24 protein-coding genes, 2 tRNA genes and 2 other annotated features (1 of these 28 only partly in view) are annotated in these 20016 nt (G+C 37.8%); of the genes, 25 read left to right on the top strand and 1 reads right to left on the bottom strand.

The features are described 5' to 3' along the window. Positions 1–26, top strand: a binding site (T-box leader); it begins 193 nt to the left of the window's first position. 49 nt (positions 27–75) lie between these two features. From pheS to KH893_RS05080, 12 genes are all read left to right on the top strand, one after another. Beyond that, the gene (gene pheS, locus KH893_RS05135) at positions 76–1122 is read left to right on the top strand and encodes a phenylalanine--tRNA ligase subunit alpha (RefSeq protein WP_281165076.1); all 1047 of its coding nucleotides are present in this window, start codon (positions 76–78) and stop codon (positions 1120–1122) included. A 6-nt stretch (positions 1123–1128) separates the two neighbouring features. After that, positions 1129–3540 (top strand): phenylalanine--tRNA ligase subunit beta, encoded by a 2412-nt coding sequence (gene pheT / locus KH893_RS05130; RefSeq protein ID WP_281165075.1) that lies wholly within the window; start codon positions 1129–1131, stop codon positions 3538–3540. Between the two features lie 136 nt (positions 3541–3676). Then, entirely contained in the window at positions 3677–4813 is a 1137-nt protein-coding gene (mltG, locus tag KH893_RS05125; protein WP_281165074.1) for an endolytic transglycosylase MltG, read from the top strand. A gap of 31 nt (positions 4814–4844) precedes the next feature. Next, positions 4845–5495, top strand: coding sequence for a uridine kinase (gene udk, locus KH893_RS05120; RefSeq protein ID WP_281165073.1), 651 nt, complete (start codon positions 4845–4847; stop codon positions 5493–5495). Positions 5496–5517: 22 nt separating this feature from the next. Beyond that, positions 5518–5997: a transcription elongation factor GreA gene (greA, locus tag KH893_RS05115; protein ID WP_281165072.1), complete on the top strand. Its 480-nt coding sequence runs from the start codon at positions 5518–5520 to the stop codon at positions 5995–5997. A 71-nt stretch (positions 5998–6068) separates the two neighbouring features. After that, the gene (locus KH893_RS05110) at positions 6069–6494 is read left to right on the top strand and encodes a hypothetical protein (RefSeq protein ID WP_281165071.1); all 426 of its coding nucleotides are present in this window, start codon (positions 6069–6071) and stop codon (positions 6492–6494) included. Between the two features lie 12 nt (positions 6495–6506). Continuing rightward, complete coding sequence (locus KH893_RS05105; RefSeq protein WP_281165070.1) at positions 6507–7262, top strand: NADPH-dependent oxidoreductase; 756 nt, start codon at positions 6507–6509, stop codon at positions 7260–7262. 63 nt (positions 7263–7325) lie between these two features. Further along, a tRNA-Ser gene (locus KH893_RS05100) sits at positions 7326–7413 on the top strand. A gap of 422 nt (positions 7414–7835) precedes the next feature. Then, entirely contained in the window at positions 7836–9008 is a 1173-nt protein-coding gene (locus tag KH893_RS05095) for a hydroxymethylglutaryl-CoA synthase (protein WP_281165069.1), read from the top strand. A 93-nt stretch (positions 9009–9101) separates the two neighbouring features. Further along, positions 9102–9998, top strand: coding sequence for an exonuclease SbcC (locus tag KH893_RS05090; RefSeq protein ID WP_281165068.1), 897 nt, complete (start codon positions 9102–9104; stop codon positions 9996–9998). Beyond that, positions 9991–10962, top strand: coding sequence for a hypothetical protein (locus tag KH893_RS05085; protein ID WP_281165066.1), 972 nt, complete (start codon positions 9991–9993; stop codon positions 10960–10962). The genes KH893_RS05090 and KH893_RS05085 overlap by 8 nt, the downstream gene beginning before the upstream one ends. 16 nt (positions 10963–10978) lie before the next feature. Continuing rightward, positions 10979–11446 (top strand): hypothetical protein, encoded by a 468-nt coding sequence (locus KH893_RS05080; RefSeq protein ID WP_281165065.1) that lies wholly within the window; start codon positions 10979–10981, stop codon positions 11444–11446. A gap of 7 nt (positions 11447–11453) precedes the next feature. Here KH893_RS05080 and KH893_RS05075 read toward each other — a convergent pair whose 3' ends face one another. Further along, complete coding sequence (locus tag KH893_RS05075) at positions 11454–11576, bottom strand: hypothetical protein (protein WP_281165064.1); 123 nt, start codon at positions 11574–11576, stop codon at positions 11454–11456. Between the two features lie 143 nt (positions 11577–11719). Between KH893_RS05075 and KH893_RS05070 the strand changes: the two genes are divergently transcribed. The 13 genes from KH893_RS05070 to KH893_RS05010 all read left to right on the top strand — a co-directional run bounded on the left by KH893_RS05070 (position 11720) and on the right by KH893_RS05010 (position 19955). Continuing rightward, positions 11720–11793, top strand: a tRNA-Arg gene (locus KH893_RS05070). 107 nt (positions 11794–11900) lie between these two features. Beyond that, positions 11901–11979, top strand: a sequence feature (ribosomal protein L21 leader region). A gap of 15 nt (positions 11980–11994) precedes the next feature. After that, positions 11995–12306, top strand: coding sequence for a 50S ribosomal protein L21 (gene rplU, locus KH893_RS05065; RefSeq protein WP_281165063.1), 312 nt, complete (start codon positions 11995–11997; stop codon positions 12304–12306). A gap of 17 nt (positions 12307–12323) precedes the next feature. After that, a complete protein-coding gene (locus tag KH893_RS05060) occupies positions 12324–12638 on the top strand; it encodes a ribosomal-processing cysteine protease Prp (protein WP_281165062.1) in 315 nt (104 codons plus the stop codon). A gap of 19 nt (positions 12639–12657) precedes the next feature. Further along, positions 12658–12945 (top strand): 50S ribosomal protein L27, encoded by a 288-nt coding sequence (gene rpmA / locus KH893_RS05055; protein WP_281165088.1) that lies wholly within the window; start codon positions 12658–12660, stop codon positions 12943–12945. Between the two features lie 64 nt (positions 12946–13009). Beyond that, positions 13010–14080, top strand: a complete 1071-nt coding sequence (locus tag KH893_RS05050) for a M24 family metallopeptidase (RefSeq protein ID WP_281165061.1) — start codon at positions 13010–13012, stop codon at positions 14078–14080. A 106-nt stretch (positions 14081–14186) separates the two neighbouring features. Continuing rightward, complete coding sequence (gene efp / locus KH893_RS05045) at positions 14187–14744, top strand: elongation factor P (protein ID WP_281165060.1); 558 nt, start codon at positions 14187–14189, stop codon at positions 14742–14744. A gap of 137 nt (positions 14745–14881) precedes the next feature. Beyond that, a complete protein-coding gene (locus KH893_RS05040) occupies positions 14882–15313 on the top strand; it encodes an Asp23/Gls24 family envelope stress response protein (RefSeq protein ID WP_281165059.1) in 432 nt (143 codons plus the stop codon). Positions 15314–15315: 2 nt separating this feature from the next. After that, a complete protein-coding gene (gene nusB / locus KH893_RS05035; RefSeq protein ID WP_281165058.1) occupies positions 15316–15723 on the top strand; it encodes a transcription antitermination factor NusB in 408 nt (135 codons plus the stop codon). 107 nt (positions 15724–15830) lie between these two features. Beyond that, entirely contained in the window at positions 15831–16685 is an 855-nt protein-coding gene (gene folD / locus KH893_RS05030; protein WP_281165057.1) for a bifunctional methylenetetrahydrofolate dehydrogenase/methenyltetrahydrofolate cyclohydrolase FolD, read from the top strand. After that, the gene (xseA, locus tag KH893_RS05025) at positions 16682–18031 is read left to right on the top strand and encodes an exodeoxyribonuclease VII large subunit (protein WP_281165056.1); all 1350 of its coding nucleotides are present in this window, start codon (positions 16682–16684) and stop codon (positions 18029–18031) included. The genes folD and xseA overlap by 4 nt, the downstream gene beginning before the upstream one ends. Further along, positions 18024–18254, top strand: coding sequence for an exodeoxyribonuclease VII small subunit (locus KH893_RS05020; protein WP_281165055.1), 231 nt, complete (start codon positions 18024–18026; stop codon positions 18252–18254). Before xseA ends, KH893_RS05020 begins: the two co-directional genes overlap by 8 nt. Next, a complete protein-coding gene (locus tag KH893_RS05015) occupies positions 18247–19146 on the top strand; it encodes a polyprenyl synthetase family protein (protein ID WP_281165054.1) in 900 nt (299 codons plus the stop codon). The genes KH893_RS05020 and KH893_RS05015 overlap by 8 nt, the downstream gene beginning before the upstream one ends. Beyond that, positions 19143–19955, top strand: coding sequence for a TlyA family RNA methyltransferase (locus tag KH893_RS05010; protein WP_281165053.1), 813 nt, complete (start codon positions 19143–19145; stop codon positions 19953–19955). Before KH893_RS05015 ends, KH893_RS05010 begins: the two co-directional genes overlap by 4 nt. The last annotated feature ends 61 nt before the right edge of the window (positions 19956–20016 follow it).

Raw genomic sequence — 20016 nt, 5'->3', positions numbered from 1 at the left:
GTGGTAACGCGTGCCTCGTCCCTTTTGGGGGGACGGGTTTTTTTTTATTGTTTTAGAAAGGAATGATGAGTAAAAATGAATTTGCAAGAGAAATTACACCAGCTGGAGCAACAAGCTCTATCTGAAATTAAGCAGACAGATAATTTAGATAAGATCAACGAAATTAGAGTTCATTTATTGGGTAAAAAAGGGCCAATTACTGAAATTTTACGAGGAATGCGTGATTTACCTAAAGAACAACGCCCACAAATTGGCAGTTTTGCAAATACGGTCAGAGATGAACTAACTGCTGCCATTGCTAAACAAAAAGAGCAAGTCGAGCTGATTTTAAATTCCAAAAAGTTGGAACATGAAGCAATTGATGTAACTTTGCCAGGAGTACCTGTTAAAGCAGGCACACCACATATTATTATGCAAGTGATCGATCAAATTGAGAAGTTGTTTTTAGGGATGGGCTATCAAGTCGTTGATGGACCAGAAGTTGAAGAAGATCATTATAATTTTGAGATGATGAACTTGCCTAAGGATCATCCGGCTCGTGATATGCAAGATACTTTTTATATTACTGATCAAATTTTAATGCGAACACAAACTTCACCAGTTCAAGCACGGACAATGGAAAAACACGATTTCTCTGCGGGCCCGTTGAAGATGATTTCTCCTGGTAAGGTTTATCGACGTGATACCGATGATGCAACCCATTCCCATCAATTTCATCAAGTAGAGGGTCTAGTGATTGACAAACATGTGACGATGGCTGATTTAAAGGGCACGCTTGAAAAAATTGCTCAAACAGTTTTTGGCGCAAAACGTCAGATTAGATTACGTCCAAGCTATTTTCCATTTACTGAGCCATCGGTTGAAGTAGACGTTTCCTGCTTTAAATGTGGTGGAGAAGGTTGTCAGGTTTGCAAGCAAACCGGCTGGATCGAAGTGTTAGGTGCGGGAATGGTTCATCCAAACGTTTTAAAAATGGCAGGTGTTGATCCGCAAATCTTTGGCGGTTTTGCTTTTGGTTTAGGTCCAGATCGCTTTGCTATGTTGAAATATGGTGTTGATGATATTCGTGATTTTTATTTGAATGATGTCCGTGTCTTAGAACAATTTTCACAAAAGGAGTAATTGAAGATGAAGATTTCGACAAAATGGTTGCAGGATTATCTTGATTTGTTAGTTGATCCTCAACAACTGGCAGAAAAGATCGAACGAACGGCAGTTGAGGTCGATCAGACATATTGCTTGTCAGATGGTTTAAAGGGACTTGTTGTGGGATATGTCAGTGAGGCAAAGCCACATCCTGATTCGGATCATTTAAATATCTGTCAAGTGGATATTGGCAAAGCAGAACCTGTTCAGATTTTATGTGGCGCTCCTAATCTGCAGGCTAAAAAGAAAGTTATTGTTGCTTTGCCAGGTGCACGGATCGCCAATAATATCAAAATTAAGCGAGCAAAAATGCGCGGAGAAATTTCCGACGGTATGATTTGTTCATTGCAGGAAATCGGTTTTAGCGATAGTGTAGTTCCTAAAGAATTTGCCAACGGAATATATTTTTTACCAGATGATGCTCAAGTTGGTAACAGTGTTTTCCCTTATTTAGGAATGGACGAAACGATCATTGATTTAGATGTGACACCAAACCGGGCAGATATGCTGAGCATGCGGGGTACGGCTTATGAGTTAGCTGCTATTTATGACCAACAACTTCACTTTAAACATCCTAATGTCAAAGAAGATCCAACGACTTCAATTAATGATCTTTTAACAGTTGAAGTTGATCAAAAATTAGCTCCAACTTATTTAATGCGGGTCATTAAAGGCCTTAAAATCAAAGCAAGTCCGCTATGGTTACAAAAACGTCTCTGGAACGCTGGTGTACGACCGATTAACAATGTTGTTGATGTTACTAACTACATTTTGCTGGATTATGGTCAACCACTGCATTCATTTGATTTTGATCAACTTGCAGGCAAGCAACTTAAAGTACGGTTGGCAAAAGATGGTGAGCAGTTAGAAACGCTTGATGAACAACAGCGAAAATTGCGGGCTGGCCGTGATATTGTCATTGCCGATGCTAGAGGTCCAGTAGCATTAGCTGGTACAATGGGAGGCTTAAGGACTGGAGTAACAGATCAAACAACGACTGTAGCTTTAGAAGCAGCTGTCTTTGATCCATCACGAATTCGTAAAACGGCTCGACGGCATAATTTGCACAGCGAGGCATCAATGAGATTTGAGCGGGGGATCAATCCGGCAACTGTGGCTGAAGCTTTGGATGCTGCTGCTGAAATGATTGCTGAATTGGGTGATGGGCAAGTGGTTGCTAAACAATTGACAGCAACGCAAAAGCCAGCTCAAACTGTGAAAATTGCGATTACTTTGCAAAAAATTAATGCGGTTTTAGGAACCGAGCTCTCAGCTGACACTGTAACGGACATTTTTCAACGGCTAGGTTTTGAAGTAGCAGAGCAAAAAGGAAATTATTCGGTAACGATTCCATCAAGAAGATGGGATATCAGCATTCCAGCGGATCTGATCGAAGAAGTTGCGCGAATTTATGGTTATGACAATTTGCCAGCCACTCTACCAAGCGGTGAATTAATCCCTGGTCACTATACTTACCAACAAAAAATTATTCGGCAGGTAAGGCAGTTGTTGGAAACAGCTGGTTTGGACCAAGCAATTTCGTATGGATTAACAACAACTCAAAAGGCCAGTCGTTTTATGATGGAGCCATCGGAAGCAACTGAACTCAGTTTCCCAATGAGTTCTGATCGAACAACGATTAGAATGAATTTATTAAGCGGTTTATTAGATGATGTTGCTTATAATGTTGCTCGTAAAGTTAAAAATGTTGATCTTTATGAAGAGGGCCGGGTCTTTTATCGCCAATGCAATCAAGAACGGCCGCGAGAAGTTGAACACGTAGCGGCTGCTATGACGGGAGAATTTATTAACGGTAGTTGGCATGAACAAGTTCGCCCGGTTGATTTCTTTGTGATTAAAGGAATTGTAGAATTCTTGTTGACGAGATTAGGAGCAACGAAGGTTCGTTTTGAAAAAGCGAGCGGTCATGAAGAAATGCATCCAGGAAGAACGGCAGATATATATATTCAAGATGAATTTGTGGGCTTTGTTGGTGAAGTTCATCCGGCAATTTGTGCCGAATATCATATTGATCGAACCTATGTTTTTGAACTTGATTTACAAAAAATAATTGATCTGCCAAGCCAAGCAGAAGTGTTCCAGCCAGTTTCGAAATATCCAGCAATCAAGCGGGATATTGCTTTAGCGGTTGATCAAAATATTGAAAATTCAAAGATCGTCAGCTACCTTTATGCCCATGGCGGCAGTTATTTAGTCGACATCCATTTATTTGATGTCTATCGAGGGAAAGGTGTTATGCCTGGTAAAAAATCATTGGCTTATGAATTAACTTATCAAGCTACGGATACAACTTTGTCGGATGAAATTGTTAATACAGATTTTGACCATGTTGTGGATCGTTTGCAAAGTGAATTCAAAGCTGTCATTCGGTAAATTACTTTTGAATTGGTTAATAGGAGCTGAAACAACTCATTTTTGTTTCAGCTCCTTTAGTTTGTTAATGCATTTTTAAGTATTGTTTTGTATAATGAAATAGATAGTGTTTACCAAATGGAGATGGAGTGGTAATTTGAAGCCTGAAAAAAAAGATGTCAGTTTAAATGAAAGCAAACAGGCAGCGACATCTAATAAACGAAAAGCTAACCGAATCATTTATGGAATCGTTAGTTTAATCATTGTGTTACTTGTGATTGTTTGCTGGCGCGGCTATCAATATTTTGATCAATCGCTAAAGCCGCTGAATCCTAAGAGTCAAAAAATTGTTGAAGTTAAAGTCCCGATCGGCAGTAACAGTAAACAAATTGGCAGTATTCTCGAACAAAAGAATATCATCAAGAGTAGTTTTGTGTTTGATTACTATGTCAAAAAACATAACTTTACGAATTTTAAAGCTGGTTATTATGAATTAAAATCTTCAATGACCTTAAAAACCATCGCTCAGAAATTAGAAAAAGGTGGTGCCAGTGAATCAATCAAATCAGGCAAGGTCTTAGTTCGTGAGGGTGTTACCGCAGATCAGATTGGTGACGTTGTTCAAACTAAAACCAAATATAGTAAAAAACAGTTCTTGAAATTATTAAATAATCAGCGATTTTTAAATAAGCTGGCGAAACAATATCCCCAGTTGTTATCTTCAGCTGTCAAAGCTAAGCACGTTAGGTATAAATTAGAAGGCTATCTTTATCCAGCAACTTATATGCTTGGAAAAAAAGAAAACTTGCGTGATTTGATTGAAAAAATGGTTGCCAAGACAAATCAGGTATTAAGTCCCTATTATTCAGAGATCAGCAAGAAAAACTGGACCGTCCAAAAGACCTTAACGTTAGCTTCATTGGTTGAGCGCGAAGGAGTCACTAATGATGATCGTTATCGAATTGCTGGAGTTTTCGAAAATCGTCTAAACAAGAAGATGATGATTCAATCAGATATTTCAGTATTATATGCATTGGGAAAGCATAAAAAAAATGTTACTTATAAAGATTTGAAGGTAAATTCACCATATAATCTTTACCGGCATCAAGGAGTCGGACCAGGTCCTTTTAATAACCCTAGTTTGGATTCAGTTAAAGCTGTTTTGTACCCAAAAGATTTGGATCAGGATTACTTGTACTTTATTGCTAATTTAAAAACCGGTAAAGTTTATTTTTCTAAAACATATGCTGAGCATCAGGCTCTAGAAAAAAAATTGGCTAAAGATAATAATTGACCTTTGAATAAAATAGTTAGGAAGTAATACGATGATAAACAATTCAACTCGAAAGCGGCCGGTTATAATTGGTGTAACTGGCGGTTCCGGGAGTGGTAAAACAACAGTTAGTCAGGCTGTTTTTGATCAGTTACAAGGACATTCGTTACTAATGTTGCAGGAAGATTCCTACTACAAGGATCAAGCAGAAATGTCTTTTGAAGAACGGTTGCAAGTTAACTATGACCATCCGGATGCTTTTGATACGGATTTGCTGATCAGTCAGCTCAAAGCCTTGTTAGACTGGAAATCAGTTGATATTCCGGTTTATGATTACACAGCACATACTCGGAGTAATCGCATTAAGCATCAGGCACCGCGTGAGGTAATCATCATTGAGGGAATCTTAGTTTTGAATGACCCGCGTTTACGTGATTTAATGGATATTAAAGTCTTTGTTGATACAGATGATGATATTCGCATTATTCGTCGAATTCAGCGTGATATCCAACAGCGTGGGAGATCACTTGAATCAGTTATCGGACAGTATTTGAAAACTGTTAAACCAATGTATCATCAATTCGTTGAGCCAACCAAACGTTATGCTGATATCATTATTCCGGAAGGTGGTCAAAATAAAGTTGCAATTGATTTGTTAGTGACAAAAATTCGGGATATCCTAAGATGTAATCATGAATTATAATATAATTTGAGGAGTGAAGAAAATGGCAGAAGAAAAAGCTTACCCAATGACATTAGAAGGAAAAAAGAAATTAGAGGATGAATTAAATACGCTGAAAACTTCCAAACGTGCGGAAGTTATTAAGCGAATTAAAATTGCCCGCGGGTTTGGAGATCTTTCTGAAAATTCAGAATACGAAGCAGCTAAAAATGAACAATCATTCGTTGAAGGTCGGATCAAAACGATCGAACAAATGTTAAACCATGCTGAGATCATTGATAATGGTGATATTGACCAAGATGAAATTGCGGTTGGAAAGACAGTTACCTTTAAGGAACTGCCTGACGAAGAGCCAGAAACCTATACGATCGTTGGTGCTGCGGAAGCAGATCCGTTTGCAGGAAAGATTTCCAATGACTCACCAATTGCTAAAGGACTGGTTGGACATCATTTAGGTGAAAAAGTTTCAATCGAAACACCTGGTGGAGAAATGGAAGTTAAGATTTTAGAGGTTAAGCAATAGCTTAGTTATTAAAGGGCTAGTTTTCTAGCCCTTTTTTAGAAGTCATTTTGTCTAGGTGGAGTGTTGAGACAATGAAAAAATTATTTTTGACAAGTGTCGTTGTTGGTACAGGCTACCTTTGGTGGAAATTTTTAAAAAGGTCAGCTCAAAATGATACAAATTTATCATCAAAAAAGGCTTTACCGATTGAAAAATCAACCAAAGATCAGCAACTTCCAGTTTCTTTACCAAAAGATCAGGGGGTTTTAATCAAAACTTTTACTGATCAAAATGATACTGATTCAATGAGGATTACTGATCAACGACAGGCAATTGATTGGGTACAATGCCATTTTGGTGATAATCATGGTGATTGGCAATGGAGTTGTATTTGGAGTAATGAAACTGGCTATTTCGTCAAGGCGACTTCTCAGCAGTTACAACTAGCTGGCTCAATGACTGGAACGGCGATGAGTGTAATGGTGAAGAAAAATGGCCAATTGGACTGGACTTTTTAAAGGAGTTTTAAGATGACAGAGAATTGTAATCAAACAATTGAGCATCAGTTAACGCATCGGACGATTCGAGCTTTTAAATCTCAACAGTTAACTCAAAAACAGGTGCAATTGCTGGCTAAGGTCGTTAATCAAACTGCAACCAGTATGTTTTTGCAACAACGGACGGTTTTACATATTACTGATCTAGCTAAGCGGCAAGCAATTTGCCAAGTTTCAAATCAGTCATATGTTGGAGCAAATGGCGATTTATTTATTTTTATTGTTGATTTATTTCGTAACCAACAAATTCGGCAACATTTAGGCAAAGAAGATGGCCGGTTGCACCAAACTGATATTTTCATCCAAGGTTTGGAAGATACGGTTCTGGGTGTTCAGAACTTTGTAACCGCAGCCGAGAGTTTAAACTTAGGGGCAGTGATTTTAGGCAGTATTAATAATGATCCACAACGGATGATTGATATCCTCAATCTCCCACAACTAACTTTTCCAGTTTTAGGCGTTCAAGTTGGCGTTCCTGATCAAAAGCCGCAATTAAAACCACGCTTACCATTATCAAGCTGTTTTTTTGAAAATAATTATCCTGCTAATTTTGAACTCGCTGATTTTGAAGCTTATGATCAAATTGTGCAAACGTATTATGATTTGCGTGATAGCAATCGGCGAATCGATTCTTTTACTAATCAAATTGGTACGAAATTAGATAAGAAGTCAACCAAGCGCAATGAGCTATTAAAAGTTTTGCATCAACAAGGACTTTGTTTGAAATAGTTGATCAATGGTAATTGCATTTTTGTTAAACTTTTGGTAGAATTATTTTTGTTGTTAAAGTTTGGAGAGTTGGCAGAGTGGTAATGCACCGGACTCGAAATCCGGCGAACCGGTCTATATCGGCGCGCAGGTTCAAATCCTGTACTCTCCTTATCATTCCGTTTTAGATAGTTTTAGGACGTCACATTCCGATTATGTGGCGTTTTTATTTTGCAATTGTAACCTAAAACCTACTGAAAAGGATAGAAATGGAACATAAAGTTAGTCAATTTATAATTAGTTAGAAATTATTAAGTACTTGTTTTAAAATCAGTTGGCTTTTCAGTCGAAAACTTCATTTGATGTGAACTAAATTTTTCTCAAGTTCCACAAGAAAAAATAGTTATCTACGGGTAGGACAGCTACTATTATTTTAAATACTGCTTAGTTTAAAATTTTGCAGTTCTTTAGAATTCACCGGATAGAACAATAGTATGTTAAAATTACTTTGAGTGAAATGATTTTGCGTTACGGGTATTTAGTAATGTTTCTATTTTTTTAATTAACAAGTCTTGTTAAAAGGGGTAGTTGAAATTGCAAATTGGGATCGATAAAATTGGCTTTTATACTTCTGATCTCTATATTGATATGGTAGATTTAGCTCATGCTAGAGATGAGGATCCAAACAAATACTTGATCGGGATCGGCCAAGAAAAAATGGCGGTAATTCGTCCAACACAAGATGCCGTAACCTTGGCGGCGAATGCAGCGGAACAAATTCTTGAGTCAACCGATAAGCAAAGCTTGGGCTTGATTTTGTTTGGAACTGAATCAGGAGTAGATAATTCTAAATCGGCTGCTGCGTATTTAGCTGGATTATTGGAATTACCAAGCAATATCAGAACAATTGAATTAAAACAGGCCTGTTTTGCGGCAACAGCTGGCTTGGAGCTAGCCTATGGCTTCTTATTAACTCATCCAAAACAAAAAGTCTTGGTGATTGGAGCTGATGTTGCTCGCTATGGATTGAAAACTCCTGGTGAGCCAACTCAAGGCGGTGGTGCCGTAGCACTGTTGCTGTCAGCAGCTCCACGGATTTTGGCTTTAAATAATGATAACGTTGCTGCCATGGAAGATGCCATGGATTTTTGGCGACCAATTGGTGAAAGTCGGGCTCAGGTAGCAGGCAAGTTTTCAACTGAATTGTATTTGCAATTGCTGCAGCAAGTTTGGCAGAACTATCAAATCCAAACCAATTTAAAATTAAGTGATTTTGCGGCGCTGCTGTTCCATTTACCTTATACCAAATTGGGACTAAAAGGCTTACGCAGTTTATTAGGGACAACTGATTTATCAGTTGCCAGTTATTTGTTGCATCAGTTTGAGGCTGCTCGTTATTTTAATCGGCAAGTCGGCAATCTCTATACTGGTTCACTATATCTGAGCCTTTTGTCGCTTTTAAAAAACTCTGATCAATTACAAGCTGGACACCGTTTGGGATTTTACAGTTATGGATCTGGTGCCCAAGCTGAATTTTTCAGTGGAATTCTTCAAAAAAATTTCAAAAAACAGGTTGCTTTAATTAAAACAGGTGAGGATTTAGCAACACGAAAAAAGATTTCAATTGCTGAATATGAAAAACTTTATCAACAACAGGAATATTCTAATCAACAAGTTGAATTAGATACAACTAAGGACCCAGCCAAATATGTTTTACTCGGTATTCGAGACTATCAGCGACAGTACCAAGCGCGAAATAATAGCTAATATTTTGGGATGAATGAATATCAAATGGTATAATTAATTTAATAAGTGATTTTATGTATTTGGTGTTAGGCCAAATGCAAAGGGGGAGATTTTGTGGCAAATGTCAATTCAACAACTGAACAGATTCAATATCAAACTGCAGCTAAAACGTTAGCAAAGACGGTTGCCAATAAGATCCGATATTTACAAACGTTGCTAAATGCCGTTCAGGAAAAAGATGATCGTTTGATTTATCAACTGATTGATGGTGAGCATTATTCAAGTGAAATTATGCAGGCCAAACACAGTACAGCCGATCCAAGTAATGAACGATTGCTAAATGATGCCAAAGCTAAACTGAGTCAATACTTGAGTACTAATCTCCTGGCTTTCTTAAAAGAAACATACCCTTTCTTTTATTTTGAGCAAACAGCTTTAGGCCAGTTTCAATTTTATTTTGGCAATTGGTGGGATCGCCGCCTTTTTGGCCAACTTGATGTTTTAAAAGTGCAATTTAATTTTGATGAGACAGAATATCAAAAATTAAAGAAATCGTTTGAACTGGAAAGAGAAAAGAAACGTTTAAATAGCGATAGAATCGCAGCTGTTTCCCAACAGACTGATCAATTACAAGCTTTGATTGATTCACAAGCCGAACGTGACCAAGCAAAAGAAAAAATTCGTCAACAGTTAAAACAGATGTCGCAGGAAAAGGTCATGCCTTGGGAGGCAGCCAAGTATAAGGATTCCAAGCAGAAATTGGTGAAACGTCTCTCTGATTTGACCGATCAGGATGAAAAAGCCCAGAGTGCTTATCAAATGATCCGCGAAAGTGAAGCTCAAATTCTCAAATTATCAAAAGAAGATACTTTGATTGGTTATGAAAAGCAAAGCATCATCGCCAAGTTTGGTAGCTTTGAGAACTTTGAAAATCGCAATCGCTCATTATATCGTGATTATATAGCGGATTTGATTGCTACTAAAGGACGGGTGAAGATCACAAATGAATGAAAATAAAACAGTAACTTATTTACCACAAAAAGAACATTCCGCTACTTTAAGCACGACTGGCCGTTTAATGGCTTATAATGATCAATTGAAAAATAGTTTGGAGAATGGTTTTAATTTTACTAAGCTATTGGACACTCTAATTTCAACGGATTCTGTTACCGAATTATTAGCAGCAGTTGCAAAGCTGACAGCCTATGAGTTAGATACTGCTTTTTTAACTTTTCCACAAAAATACAGTCGGTCGGATTTCTACCTGATTTTTCTAAATCGTTTGTTAGAACTGCATCAACGTGCTGGGATGATTTTGCAATCTTCTGATCAATATCACGAACTATATCATGAATTTCCTGGAATCAATACAAAAGGGTACTTTATTTTTCAACTTGAAAATAATCAAGCAAATGGAACTTTTTATATTGAAAAAAATCGCAAGCTGAAATTATTTTATTTGAACTTTTCCAGGCATTTGTTGCGCTTTAATAGTCATGCATTAACACAACTGCTACTGGTCGATTATTTTGCTGAAATTGAGCATCAAAAAATAAAATCCTTTGCACTTTCATTGTGGGAAATCGGTAAGTTTTTAAAAGAAGATTTTGGCTTTGATGTTGACTTTGGTTTGTTAGATCCTGCCAACAACTGTGTTTACCAAATCACTGAGCCGCAATTGCCGTCCGAGGTTTTGGATCGCTTATTTATTGCGGCTGCTCATGCAGATAAAATGTTAGAAGCGGGAGCTAATCAGACGGCAATTTTGCGTTTAAGCGATCAAGTTGTTTTCAAGGCTTTTCGTCAAACAAATCCAGAAACGGCAACCTTTGGTGAATGGGGATTAGCAGTTCAAGATCCAAATCAAAAAATCAGTTTATTTGATGTTTTATTAAAGTATGATTTTCTTAAGGACTGGTATTTAGATAATTTAACAGTTTTGGAAATCAAATCAGATCAGTTATATTTTTCATAATTAGGGGGCAAAGTTTTTGGATGTCAGAAAAATGTTAGCGGTAGTTCAGCAGAAAAAGTTGAATGAATTTGCAAAAAATGGTGAAAGTGATGCGGCTAGTCGTTTACCGTCAGAGTATATGGTCTTAAAGAGTCGCTTGGCAAAACTTTTTTATAATGCAGCTAATCATCAAACAAAGATTCAAACTGATTATTTAGCAGTGATGGAAGCAATTCTTAATATTGCTTTAACGAATAAGTGGGGATTTCAATTGCTACTTTCACAAGAAAAAGAGGACTTCCTAATAAATCAAAAGGAGATCCTCTCATTGGCCAAAACTTATCTGACGCTTGATCATTTAATTAATCAAAGCTATTTTACCCGGCAACAAACGACACTAGTCCATGCTTGGCATATTTTCATTAAGTATGGTTTAGTTGATTTGCATTTTTCCATCCAAGAGTTGGAAACAGCCTTTTTAAATTATGAAATGACGGTTTCATAATTTAAACTTAAAAGAGTTGATGGTTGCGTTTAAAATGTTTGAAGGTATCTTGCTTCTTTTGTTGACCTGTAAAGAACTGAATTCCGCTGGCCAGAGCAAGGATCCCAATGATTGCTAAAAAAGCGGTCATCCAGCTCGCCTCCTTTGTTTCGTTTATGTTACATCATTGTTACATAGTTTAAAACAAATTTCAAGTAAAAGACATTTAATTGTAATATAAATTTAAATTTGACACTTTTTAAAATTTATATTACAATATATTTCGTTGTTTATGGCTCGGTAGCTCAGCTGGATAGAGCATCCGCCTTCTAAGCGGACGGTCGAGAGTTCGAATCTCTCCCGCGCCAGTTAGTTGTGTGAGATTAAAGGCCCAGTTTAACTGGACCTTTAATTGTGTCTGATGATTGACGATGAGTCGATTTTTTGTTATGATTTGGACGTTGCATACGTGCTTGCACAGCTGCAACCGCACATGAGCAGTTAATTAAAGTTACCTTTTGGGTCACTGTATCGTGGCGAGTCTAAGTAGAATAAGGAGGTGCAACAAAATGTACGCAATCGTTAAAACAGGTGGTAAACAACTTAAAGTTGAAGCAGGTCAAGCCATTTATGTTGAAAAGTTGTCACAAGCTGCTGGAGAAAAAGTTACTTTTGACCAAGTAGTTTTAGTAGGTGGCGAGGAAAAAACGGTCGTTGGTAAACCCTTCATTGAAGGTGCGACGGTTACTGGAACGGTTGAAAAACAAGGCCGTGGTCGAAAAGTTGTTACTTATAAGTATAAACCAAAGAAGCATCAACATACCAAACAAGGTCATCGTCAACCGTATACCAAAGTTGTTATTGATGAAATCAATGCTTAACAATCGCTGGTTAGATTATGATTAAAGCAGCATTTAAGTATCAAGGACAGAAAATTAGTGGATTTGCTTTGAGAGGACATGCTGGATCAGGTATTTATGGTGAAGATATTGTTTGTGCAGCTGTTTCCGCATTGTCAATCAATACAGTCAATAGTTTACAGCAATTGACTAATGCACATTTAGAAATTCAACAAGATGAAGCTAATGGTGGGTACCTTGATGTAACGGTCGCAGAAATCGATCAGGATGCAGTCCAGCTTTTATTGGCAAGTCTCAGGCTTGGATTGTTAGATATTGCGGCAACTTACAAAAAATATTTGAAAGTTAGTTAGTCATTAAAACAGGAGGTGAATTCTGATGATTATGAATTTACAGTTTTTCGCTCATAAAAAGGGTGGTGGCTCAACCGCTAATGGACGTGATTCTGAGTCTAAGCGACTTGGAGCCAAGAGTGCTGATGGTGAGGTCGTAACAAGTGGTTCGATTCTTTATCGCCAGCGTGGAACAAGAATTTACCCGGGTATGAATGTAGGTATGGGCGGCGACGATACGTTATTTGCGAAAGTTAACGGAGTTGTTCGTTTTGAACGCAAGGGACGCGATAAAAAGCAAGTTTCCGTTTATCCAGTTGCCGAATAATTTATAATTTAAGCCGACATAAGACAGTTTGTTTTATGTTGGTTTTTTTAGTTTGGAGGAAAAAATGTTTCAAGAACGAACTAGCTTATTACAAAAAAAGATTAAAGAAATGCATTTTGACTGTTTTTTAGTGACGGAACCAACTAATCGGTTTTATTTAAGTGGTTTTAGTGGTGACGATGGTGTTTTGTTAATTACTGCCGATGAACAATATTTAATTACCGATTGGCGTTTTGAAAGGCAGATTCACCAAGAATGTCCTAACTGGAAATTATGCTTAACCCGCAATTACTTACAAGGGGTTTGTCAGCTAGCCCAAAAGCTTGACCTAACTGCATTAGCTTTTGAAGATAGTCTGAGTTATGCTAGCTATGACTTTTTAGATGAAAACTTTCCTGGCGATTTAGCTGCTGTTACACAAGTAATTGAGCAATTGCGGTCAATTAAAGAACCAGCTGAGGTTCAAACATTAAAACGTTCATGTCAAATTGCTGGTAGCGGTTACCTAGCCGTTTTAGATTTAGTAAAAAAAAATTCGGCTGCTTTAACCGAGTTAGATTTGAGCCACTATCTTGATAGTTTTATGCTCAAACAGGGAGCTAGTGGGAAATCATTTACGACGATTGTTGCTAGTGGAGAGCACTCTACTTGGCCACATGCTACGGCTTCTGACCAATTAATTGGTCAAAATACGATGGTGACTTTGGATTTTGGCTATTTTTACCACGGCTATACCTCTGACGTTACCCGAACTTTTGCTGTTGGTCCGCAAACAACTAAATTTCGTGAGTTATATCAACTAGTATTGAAGGCTCAGCAGGCAACAATTCAAGCAGTTGCTCCCGGAATAATGGGCAGCCAACTAGATAAAATTGGTCGTGGAATCATTACTCAAGCTGGTTATGGAAAATATTTCAATCATGGAATGGGACATGGAATCGGTTTGGCAATTCATGAGTTGCCAAATGTTGGTCTCCGTTTTACGGATCAATTATTTCCCGGACAGATAGTTACGATTGAGCCAGGTGTTTATGTTCCAGGAGTTGGAGGTATTAGAATTGAGGATGATGTCCTAGTCACTGAGACAGGGTATGAAGTTTTAACTGATTTTGATCGTCAATACCACGAATTATAATTAAAGAAGCTTGCATTTTCTGCAGTTAAACTGCTATTATAAAATGTATATGAGCTTTTCGGGATATTTTAATATAATGGAAAAGTGATTTTTAGGAGGATCAGGCATGATTTCGGTAAATGAATTTAAAAATGGACTGACAATTGAAGTTGATGGTGAACTTTGGCGGGTCGTGGAATTTCAACATGTTAAACCAGGCAAAGGTTCAGCTTTTGTGCGTTCAAAATTAAAGAACTTAAGAACTGGAGCTGTTCAGGAAAAAACCTTCCGGGCAGGTGAGAAGGTTGAACAGGCGCAGATTGATAATCGCAAGATGCAATATTTGTATGCGGATGGGACGAATTATGTTTTTATGGACACAACCACATATGAACAACTTGAATTGCCTCAAGAACGAATTAAAAACGAACTGAATTATTTGAAGGAAAATATGATCGTTAATATTATTATGCATGAAAATGAAACCTTAGGAATCGATTTGCCAAATACGGTTGATCTTGAAGTTGTTGAAACTGAACCCGGAATTAAGGGTGATACGGCTTCTGGTGGTTCAAAACCAGCTAAATTGGAAACAGGTTTGATCGTACAAGTTCCATTTTTTGTTAACGAAGGTGATGTCTTGACAATTAATACTCAAGATGGCAGCTATGTTTCACGGGCTTAATGCATAATTTGTCAAAGTCAAAAGTATTTAAGCGGATAAGTCATGATCCTAGTTAAAAAAATTTTTTGGCGTAAGACATTTTTATCTGTAACTAAGCTGGTTTTTTTAAGGTAGATATAAACTGGGAGGAAAGTTCAATGGCAGAGGATAGTAATATCATTTTAGCAAATAGTGATTCGCAAACTGGTACAATTGAAATTGCTCCAGAGGTTGTTGAAGTGATCGCAGGGATTGCCGCCAGTCAAGTTGATGGTGTTTATTCAATGCGCGGGTCATTGGCAAATAGTTTGAATGAATTGTTTGGCCGGAAGAATCGAGGAAAAGGTGTAAAAATTTCTCGTGATGGTGAGAATCTACGTGCTGAGGTCTATGTTTTTTTGAATTATGGCGTTGCAGTGCCTAAGGTAGCTTTAGAAATTCAAGAAAAAGTCAAACAACAGCTTTTGTTTATGACAGGATTAAAGCTGTCATCGGTGGATGTTTATGTGCAGGGAGTAGTTCCAGAAAAACAAACTGCAGCAGTTGATCCTGATGATTTGTTTGCAGAAGAAAATGGTGAAAAAAAGTGATTATGAAACGAAGTGAAATGCGTCAAGTCGCATTTCAGATTTTGTTTGCTTGGGAGAGCAACTCGTTGACTGATTCTGCTGAGTTATATCAACAGCTTCATCAAGCAAACAAGGATATGCCCGCTGAAATGCCTGCATATTTAAATTTACTGATTGAAGGCGTTCAAAAAAACTTGCTGGAGATCAATCAGGTAATTATTGCTTTTTTAAAGCAAGGTTGGTCGCTAGAGCGATTAAACAAGACAGATTTGGTAATTATGCAAATTGCCGTTTTTGAGATTAAGTTTATAACTGAAACACCGGATAAGGTAGCCGTCAATGAAGCAATTGAATTGGCTAAAAAGTTTAGCGATGAAAAATCACGCCGATTTATTAATGGAATTTTATCGAATTTGATTGTCTCAAATTAATTATTTTTAGCTGGCAATGCCAGCTTTTTTTTCTGATTTCGAATCTTGGTTAATGAAAAATTATGTTAAAATATAATCTAATATGAAAGTTTAAGGATGTGGAAAAAATGGCGGTTAAATTAGATGGGAAAAAGCTGTCAATTAAGTTAGCCAATGATTTACAAGCAGATATCAGCAGTCTTAAAAGTCAAGGAATTGTCCCTAAGCTTGCGGTGATCCTTGTTGGTGACAATCAGGCAAGTCGAGTTTATGTTCGAAACAAACATCGAATGGCTGAAAAAATTGGGCTTGAATCATTGGACTTGCGTTTATCAAAAGATATCAGTGAGGCAGAGCTATTAGAAAAAATTGCTTCTTTAAACAATGACTCAACGATAAATGGTATTTTAGTTCAGTTACCCTTACCGGATCAAATTAATGCTGATCGAATAACGAAAGCAATTTCACCGAAAAAAGATGTCGATGGCTTTCACCCTTATAATTTAGGACGTTTATTTGTCAATGATCCTTATGCTATTCCTTGTACTCCAAATGGTATTATGTATTTGTTAAAGTCATATGGAATTTCAGTTGATGGGAAAAATGTTGTGATCGTTGGTCGTAGCAAAATTGTTGGTCGACCGTTAGCTGCTTTGATGCTTAATCAAAGCGCAACCGTAACAGTTGCACATAGTCACACAAAAAATTTGAGCGAAATTACGCGCCAAGCCGATGTTTTAGTAGCAGCAGTTGGCCGGGCTAATTTCATTCAAGCAAAAGATGTTAAACCTGGAGCAATTGTCATCGATGTGGGAATCAATCGAAATGCTGCCGGCAAGTTAGTTGGTGATGTTGCACAGACTGAAGTTGCACCAATTGCTGGTTATTTGACACCTGTCCCTGGCGGAGTTGGGCCAATGACAATTGCAATGTTAATGAAACAAACGGTTGAGTTTGCCAAATGGAGTAAACAGAAAAAATGAAACAGGAAAAACAATATTTGACGGTCAGTGAATTGACTGGCTATTTAAAAAGAAAGTTCGATGCGGATCCTTACCTGGGTCGAGTTTACTTGACTGGTGAAGTTTCAAATTATCGTTTTCGGCCCAATGCTCATCAATATTTCAGTTTGAAAGATGAACAAGCCAAAATTAATGCCGTCATGTTTCGGTCCGCTTTTACCAGACTTAAATTTAAACCTGAAGAAGGAATGAAGGTCATTTTAGTTGGCCGCATCTCACTTTATCCGGCTAGTGGCAGTTATCAGATTTATGTTGAACAAATGGAGCCAGCCGGTGTTGGTGCATTATATCAAGCTTACGAGCAGTTAAAGAAAAAGTTGGCAACTGAAGGTTTGTTCTCGCAGCCAAAGAAAAAGTTGCCGCATTTTCCTAAAAAAATTGCAGTGATCACTAGTCGTTCGGGAGCAGTCATTAAAGATATTATGACTACTGTTCGTAGGCGTTATCCAATTGCTAAGTTGTATTTGTTTCCTGCTCAGGTTCAAGGGCAAGAAGCGGCTGGTGAATTAGTGGCACGAATTCACCAGGTTGAACAGGTTGATTTTGATGTTTTAATTATTGGCCGTGGTGGCGGTTCAATTGAGGATCTTTGGCCATTTAACGAAGAGCAGGTTGTGCGAGCACTAGCTGCCTGCAAGCTACCAGTTATCTCATCAGTTGGTCATGAAACTGATACGACCTTGACGGATTATGTGGCAGATATGCGGGCGGCAACACCAACAGCAGCTGCAGAGTTGGCAGTACCAGTTTTAAATGATGAATTATTAAAGATCAAGCAACAGCGGCTGCGCTTGATCCAGGCCTTTCACAGCTTATTGCATTCAAAGCAGCAGCAATTAACCAGCTTGCGTCAAGCTGCCATTTTTCTGCAACCTGGCCGATTATATGAAGGCTATTTTCAGCGGATCGATTTATTGAATCAACGACTTCAACAACAAGTCGACCATCTTTTAGTAACTAAAGAAAGGAAACTGATAACTTTAAAACAACATTTATTTAACGTCAGTCCTCTGGAACAGTTGCATTTAAAACAGCGTCAATTAATTTTTCTACAAAAAAATTTACAGAAAAACGGTCGAGATTATTTAAAGACGCGGCAGCAGCAAACTGGGCAGTTAATTGCACAGTTGAATGCTTTGAGTCCTTTAAAAATATTAGCTCGTGGGTATGGGTATGCAGTTATTGCTGATCAAGTTGTCAATTCGGTTGCTGATTTGAAACCTAATCAAAATTTTGATTTGCATCTTAAGGATGGAACAGTTACCGCAAAAGCAATTAAGATTAAGGAGCAGGATAAAAATGGCTGAGAAACAAACATTTGAGGATAAGCTTAACGAATTGGAGAAAATCGTTGTTGAATTAGAAAAAGGGCAGACACCATTGGAGAAAGCTTTAGTTCAATTTCAAAACGGAGTCAAGCTAAGTCGCCAACTCCAGCAACAACTTGAAAATGCCGAAAAAACTTTGACACAAGTTGTTGATGAAAATGGTGATCAAAAAGATTTTGAGCGGGATCATGCCGATGAATGATCAAAAAGTGCTCCAATTTGAAAAAAGGTATCGGCCATTGCTTGAACAACATTTAGGTGAATATTTACAAAACCTAACTGCTCAACCGTATTTATTAAAAGCTATGACTTATTCGGCTATGGCAGGCGGTAAGCGAATTCGTCCAATGTTAATTTTGGCAGTTTGCCAAAGTTTTGGTCGCAAGATCGATCAAGCAGTTCTAGATGTAGCCGGGAGCTTGGAGTTGTTGCATACTTACTCTTTAATTCATGACGATCTGCCTGAAATGGATAATGATGATTTGAGGCGTGGAGTTTTGACCAATCATAAAAAATTTGGTCAAGCAACAGCAGTTTTAGCTGGTGATGGTTTATTAACAACAGCTTTTGAATGGTTGACTCAGACTAGCTTGAGTTCAAAGAAAATTAGTGAGTTAGTAGGCTTATTAGCCCATGCCGCTGGTGTTTCAGGAATGGTTAGCGGTCAAATGAGGGATGTTCTGGGAGAAAAACAGCACTTAAATTTGAGACAATTGAAGAAACTCCATCAACAAAAAACGGGTGCCTTAATTTTGTATGCTTGTCAGGCAGGAGCTGTTTTAGCTAGCATTAAGTCGGAGCAAAGAGCAGCCATTGAAAATTATGGGCGAAATTTTGGTTTGGCTTTTCAAATTTATGATGATTTAATGGATGAACTCAGTACGACAGCTGAAATGGGCAAAAGGGTTCATAAAGATCAAAGCGAGCATAAAAATACTTATCCTAGCTTGCTTGGAATTTCCCAAAGTTGGATCGCTTTGGCCGCAGCTGTTGATCAAGCTGCAAATTCGTTGGAAACTTTGTCACAAGCGGGAGTGGATTGCAGTCTTTTGCAAGGATTATTAACTTATTTTTCAAAGAAGGAAAAACAATGAAAAAAGAGCGAATCGACGTTCTCTTAGTTAAGCAAGGATTATTTGCGAGTCGTGAACAGGCTAAGCGGGCGGTCATGGCTGGCGAGATTCTTGGAAAAAATGAAGAACGACTTGATAAACCAGGAATGAAGATCGATCCGACAACAGAATTGCACTTTAAGGGAAATAAAATGCCATATGTTAGTCGCGGAGGTTTTAAATTAGCTAAAGCTTTACAAGTCTTTAATTTAAGCGTTAAAGACCAAACTGTTTTAGATATTGGAGCTTCAACTGGTGGATTTACTGATGTGATGTTGCAAAATGGGGCTAAGCTAAGTTATGCATTAGATGTTGGGACAAATCAATTAATTTGGAAATTGCGTCAAGATCCGCGTGTCGTTGTCATGGAGCAGACAAATTTTCGCTATAGTCAGCCGAGTGATTTTACCAGTGGCCAACCGACCTTTGCAACAATTGATGTTTCTTTTATCTCGCTAGCATTGATTTTGCCGAATTTACATTCAATTTTACCAGTTGACAGCTCAGTAGTTGCCTTGATCAAGCCACAATTTGAAGCTGGCAAAGATAAAGTTGGTAAACATGGAATTATTCGTGATCCTCAGATTCATCGTGAGGTCTTGCAGGCGATAATTACTTTGGCTATCCAGGAAAATTATGATGTTTGTGGCTTAGATTTTTCACCAATCAAGGGCGGTGAAGGGAATATTGAGTTTTTGATTTATTTAAAGACTAGCAATCAAGCGGGAGAAGAATCAGCTACTGTTGATATTGATCAAGTTGTGGCCGCTGCTTGGCAAAATTTAATTTAAATTGGTTATAGCCAAGTTTTTCCTTTGTATAATTATCCAAAATATAATATTATATGAATGA

It is taken from the genome of Liquorilactobacillus sicerae, assembly GCF_029916425.1.
GTDB classification, from domain to species: domain Bacteria; phylum Bacillota; class Bacilli; order Lactobacillales; family Lactobacillaceae; genus Liquorilactobacillus; species Liquorilactobacillus sicerae.
Note: the sequence above shows the minus strand (reverse complement) of the source record. Positions and strands in the feature narration are given on the sequence as shown.